3 rRNA genes are annotated in these 5,339 nt (G+C 58.2%); all 3 read left to right on the top strand.

Going from position 1 to position 5,339, the window contains the following annotated elements:
- Window positions 1–111 precede the first annotated feature (111 nt).
- Window positions 112–1,633, top strand: a 16S ribosomal RNA gene (locus tag ACWPOB_RS28380).
- Between the two features lie 298 nt (window positions 1,634–1,931).
- A 23S ribosomal RNA gene (locus ACWPOB_RS28375) occupies window positions 1,932–5,066 on the top strand.
- A 149-nt stretch (window positions 5,067–5,215) separates the two neighbouring features.
- Window positions 5,216–5,332 (top strand): 5S ribosomal RNA (rrf, locus tag ACWPOB_RS28370).
- The 16S, 23S and 5S rRNA genes sit together here, the layout of an rRNA operon.
- Window positions 5,333–5,339: the final 7 nt, after the last annotated feature.

Below are 5,339 nucleotides of genomic sequence, written 5' to 3'. Positions count from 1 at the left end.
GCCGCATTCTTCCGTCTGTGGTGGTCAGTGTTTTGCTAGTTTGAGTTTTTTGCTGGTGATTTGGCTCGATGTCTATGACTGATCGGCCCTTCGGGGTTTGATTGTGAGTCTTCAACGGAGAGTTTGATCCTGGCTCAGGACGAACGCTGGCGGCGTGCTTAACACATGCAAGTCGAACGATGAAGCCCAGCTTGCTGGGTGGATTAGTGGCGAACGGGTGAGTAACACGTGGGTGATCTGCCCTGCACTTCGGGATAAGCCTGGGAAACTGGGTCTAATACCGGATAGGACCGGCGGCCGCATGGCTGTCGGTGGAAAGGTTTTCCGGTGCAGGATGGGCCCGCGGCCTATCAGCTTGTTGGTGGGGTAACGGCCCACCAAGGCGACGACGGGTAGCCGGCCTGAGAGGGCGACCGGCCACACTGGGACTGAGACACGGCCCAGACTCCTACGGGAGGCAGCAGTGGGGAATATTGCACAATGGGCGCAAGCCTGATGCAGCGACGCCGCGTGAGGGATGACGGCCTTCGGGTTGTAAACCTCTTTCAGTACCGACGAAGCGCAAGTGACGGTAGGTACAGAAGAAGCACCGGCCAACTACGTGCCAGCAGCCGCGGTAATACGTAGGGTGCGAGCGTTGTCCGGAATTACTGGGCGTAAAGAGCTCGTAGGCGGTTTGTCGCGTCGTCTGTGAAAACCCGCAGCTCAACTGCGGGCTTGCAGGCGATACGGGCAGACTTGAGTACTGCAGGGGAGACTGGAATTCCTGGTGTAGCGGTGAAATGCGCAGATATCAGGAGGAACACCGGTGGCGAAGGCGGGTCTCTGGGCAGTAACTGACGCTGAGGAGCGAAAGCGTGGGTAGCGAACAGGATTAGATACCCTGGTAGTCCACGCCGTAAACGGTGGGCGCTAGGTGTGGGTTTCCTTCCACGGGATCCGTGCCGTAGCTAACGCATTAAGCGCCCCGCCTGGGGAGTACGGCCGCAAGGCTAAAACTCAAAGGAATTGACGGGGGCCCGCACAAGCGGCGGAGCATGTGGATTAATTCGATGCAACGCGAAGAACCTTACCTGGGTTTGACATACACCGGACCGCCCCAGAGATGGGGTTTCCCTTGTGGTCGGTGTACAGGTGGTGCATGGCTGTCGTCAGCTCGTGTCGTGAGATGTTGGGTTAAGTCCCGCAACGAGCGCAACCCTTGTCCTGTGTTGCCAGCAATTCGGTTGGGGACTCGCAGGAGACTGCCGGGGTCAACTCGGAGGAAGGTGGGGACGACGTCAAGTCATCATGCCCCTTATGTCCAGGGCTTCACACATGCTACAATGGCCGGTACAGAGGGCTGCGATACCGCGAGGTGGAGCGAATCCCTTAAAGCCGGTCTCAGTTCGGATCGGGGTCTGCAACTCGACCCCGTGAAGTCGGAGTCGCTAGTAATCGCAGATCAGCAACGCTGCGGTGAATACGTTCCCGGGCCTTGTACACACCGCCCGTCACGTCATGAAAGTCGGTAACACCCGAAGCCGGTGGCCTAACCCCTCGTGGGAGGGAGCCGTCGAAGGTGGGATCGGCGATTGGGACGAAGTCGTAACAAGGTAGCCGTACCGGAAGGTGCGGCTGGATCACCTCCTTTCTAAGGAGCAACTCCTTGCTCGGACCAGCACACAGGTGCCGGGGGAGCGAGGCAGAGCCATTTCGGATTCACACGTAATCCGGTGGTGCTCATGGGTGGAACGCTGACAGCTACTTCTCGTCCGGGTCCCGTTTCTGTGCGGGATCCGAGGAGTTATATCGGTGCACTGTTGGGTCCTGAGAGAACACGCAAGTGTTTTGTCAGCGACGATGCTCATCAAAGCTCCCGCCGGTCGGTGGGGTGAGTAGTGGGTGTTGTGTGTTGTTTGAGAACTGCACAGTGGACGCGAGCATCTTTGTTGTAAGTGTTTATGAGCGTACGGTGGATGCCTTGGCACCAGGAGCCGATGAAGGACGTGGGAGGCTGCGATATGCCTCGGGGAGCTGTCAACCGAGCTGTGATCCGAGGATTTCCGAATGGGGAAACCCAGCACGAGTGATGTCGTGTTACCCGCGCCTGAATATATAGGGCGTGTGGAGGGAACGTGGGGAAGTGAAACATCTCAGTACCCACAGGAAGAGAAAACAACATGTGATTCCGTGAGTAGTGGCGAGCGAAAACGGAAGAGGCTAAACCGCGGGTGTGTGAGAGCTGGCAGGCGTTGCACTCGTGGGGTCGTGGGGCCCTTCTTCCCATCACTGTCATGGTGGGCGAGAGTAAGAAACCGGTGTGTTAGTCGAAATGGTCTGGAACGGCCTGTCGTAGAGGGTGAGAATCCCGTAGACGAAAACATGCCGGCTCTCGTGGAGGGTACCCGAGTAGCAGCGGGCCCGTGAAATCTGCTGTGAATCCGTCGGGACCACCCGATAAGCCTGAATACTCCCTGGTGACCGATAGCGGACTAGTACCGTGAGGGAAAGGTGAAAAGTACCCCGGGAGGGGAGTGAAATAGTACCTGAAACCGTGCGCTTACAATCCGTCGGAGCCTTCGAGCAGTTTGGTCTGCTGGGGGTGACGGCGTGCCTTTTGAAGAATGAGCCTGCGAGTTAGTGGCATGTCGCGAGGTTAACCCGTGTGGGGTAGTCGTAGCGAAAGCGAGTCCGAACAGGGCGCATGAGTGGCATGTTCTAGACCCGAAGCGGAGTGATCTACCCATGGCCAGGGTGAAGCGACGGTAAGACGTCGTGGAGGCCCGAACCCACTTAGGTTGAAAACTGAGGGGATGAGCTGTGGGTAGGGGTGAAAGGCCAATCAAACTCCGTGATAGCTGGTTCTCCCCGAAATGCATTTAGGTGCAGCGTCGCGTGTTTCTCACCGGAGGTAGAGCTACTGGATGGTCTAGGGGGCCCACAAGCTTACCGAAATCAGCCAAACTCCGAATGCCGGTGAGTGAGAGCGCGGCAGTGAGACTGCGGGGGATAAGCTTCGTAGTCGAGAGGGAAACAGCCCAGATCGCCGGCTAAGGCCCCTAAGCGTGTACTAAGTGGAAAAGGATGTGGGATCGCTGAGACAACCAGGAGGTTGGCTTAGAAGCAGCCACCCTTGAAAGAGTGCGTAATAGCTCACTGGTCAAGTGGTTCTGCGCCGACAATGTAGCGGGGCTCAAGTACACCGCCGAAGCCGCGGCACTCACACGAGCCCGCTCGTTCCCTGCGGGGGGCGAGCCAGGTGTGTGGGTGGGTAGGGGAGCGTCGTGCAGCCGGGGAAGCGCCGGAGTGATCCAGGTGTGGAGGCTGCGCGAGTGAGAATGCAGGCATGAGTAGCGAAAGACGAGTGAGAAACTCGTCCGCCGAATGACCAAGGGTTCCTGGGCCAGGTTAATCCGCCCAGGGTGAGTCGGGACCTAAGGCGAGGCCGACAGGCGTAGTCGATGGACAACGGGTTGATATTCCCGTACCCGTGTGAACGCGCCCCTGGTGAATCATCGGTACTAACCGTCCAAAGGGTGATCGAGTTCCTTCGGGAGCCGAGAGCCTGCTGCACGGGACCTTCGGTGGTAGTAGCCAAGCGATGGGGTGACGCAGGAAGGTAGTGGGGCCGGTCAGTGGTTGTACCGGTGTAAGCCCGTAGGGCGTGACACAGGCAAATCCGTGTCGCATTTGAGCCTGAGAGGTGATGCGTAGCCGAATGAGGCGAATTCCATGATCCTATGCTGCCGAGAAAAGCCTCTAGCGAGCTTTCACACGGCCCGTACCCCAAACCGACACAGGTGGTCAGGTAGAGAATACCGAGGCGATCGAGAGAACTGTGGTTAAGGAACTCGGCAAAATGCCCCCGTAACTTCGGGAGAAGGGGGACCAGTCCCGGTGAGGACCTTCACGGTCGGAGCTGGGGGTGGTCGCAGAGACCAGAGAGAAGCGACTGTTTACTAAAAACACAGGTCCGTGCGAAGTCGTAAGACGAGGTATACGGACTGACGCCTGCCCGGTGCTGGAAGGTTAAGAGGACCGGTCAGCGGAGCAATCCGCGAAGCTGAGAATTTAAGCCCCAGTAAACGGCGGTGGTAACTATAACCATCCTAAGGTAGCGAAATTCCTTGTCGGGTAAGTTCCGACCTGCACGAATGGCGTAACGACTTCTCTGCTGTCTCAACCACAGACTCGGCGAAATTGCACTACGAGTAAAGATGCTCGTTACGCGCGGCAGGACGAAAAGACCCCGGGACCTTCACTACAGCTTGGTATTGGTGTTCGGTTCGGTTTGTGTAGGATAGGTGGGAGACTGTGAAGCCCGCACGCCAGTGTGGGTGGAGTCGTTGTTGAAATACCACTCTGATCGTATTGGACCTCTAACCTCGGACCCTGATCGGGTTCAGGGACAGTGCCTGGTGGGTAGTTTAACTGGGGCGGTTGCCTCCCAAAATGTAACGGAGGCGCCCAAAGGTTCCCTCAGCCTGGTTGGCAATCAGGTGTCGAGTGCAAGTGCACAAGGGAGCTTGACTGTGAGACCGACAGGTCGAGCAGGGACGAAAGTCGGGACTAGTGATCCGGCACCGGCATGTGGAAGCGGTGTCGCTCAACGGATAAAAGGTACCCCGGGGATAACAGGCTGATCTTCCCCAAGAGTCCATATCGACGGGATGGTTTGGCACCTCGATGTCGGCTCGTCGCATCCTGGGGCTGGAGTAGGTCCCAAGGGTTGGGCTGTTCGCCCATTAAAGCGGCACGCGAGCTGGGTTTAGAACGTCGTGAGACAGTTCGGTCTCTATCCGCCGCGCGCGTTAGAAACTTGAGGAAGGCTGTCCCTAGTACGAGAGGACCGGGACGGACGAACCTCTGGTGTGCCAGTTGTCCCGCCAGGGGCACGGCTGGTTGGCTACGTTCGGAAGGGATAACCGCTGAAAGCATCTAAGCGGGAAGCCTGTTCCAAGATGAGGTTTCTCACCCCCTCGAGGGGGTAAGGCCCCCGGCAGACCACCGGGTTGATAGGCCGGAACTGGAAGTGCGGTAACGCATGCAGGTGACCGGTACTAATAGGCCGAGGACTTACCACAAAGAAGCTACGCGTCCACTGTGCGGTATCTGAAACAACACACTCACACTCGCTGCGCGAGGAGTCGGAGTAAACGCTGCCCCCCAGGAAATGGGTGGGCCTGCGGCCCCCGACCCCCGCGAACAGCGTGCGTGGGTCGTTTCACAGAGTTACGGCGGCCATAGCGGAGGGGAAACGCCCGGTCCCATTCCGAACCCGGAAGCTAAGCCCTCCAGCGCCGATGGTACTGCACCCGACAGGGTGTGGGAGAGTAGGACACCGCCGAACACCCGTT

This window comes from Rhodococcus sp. 2H158, from assembly GCF_053764755.1.
This window is presented reverse-complemented; position numbering and strand designations above follow the sequence as displayed.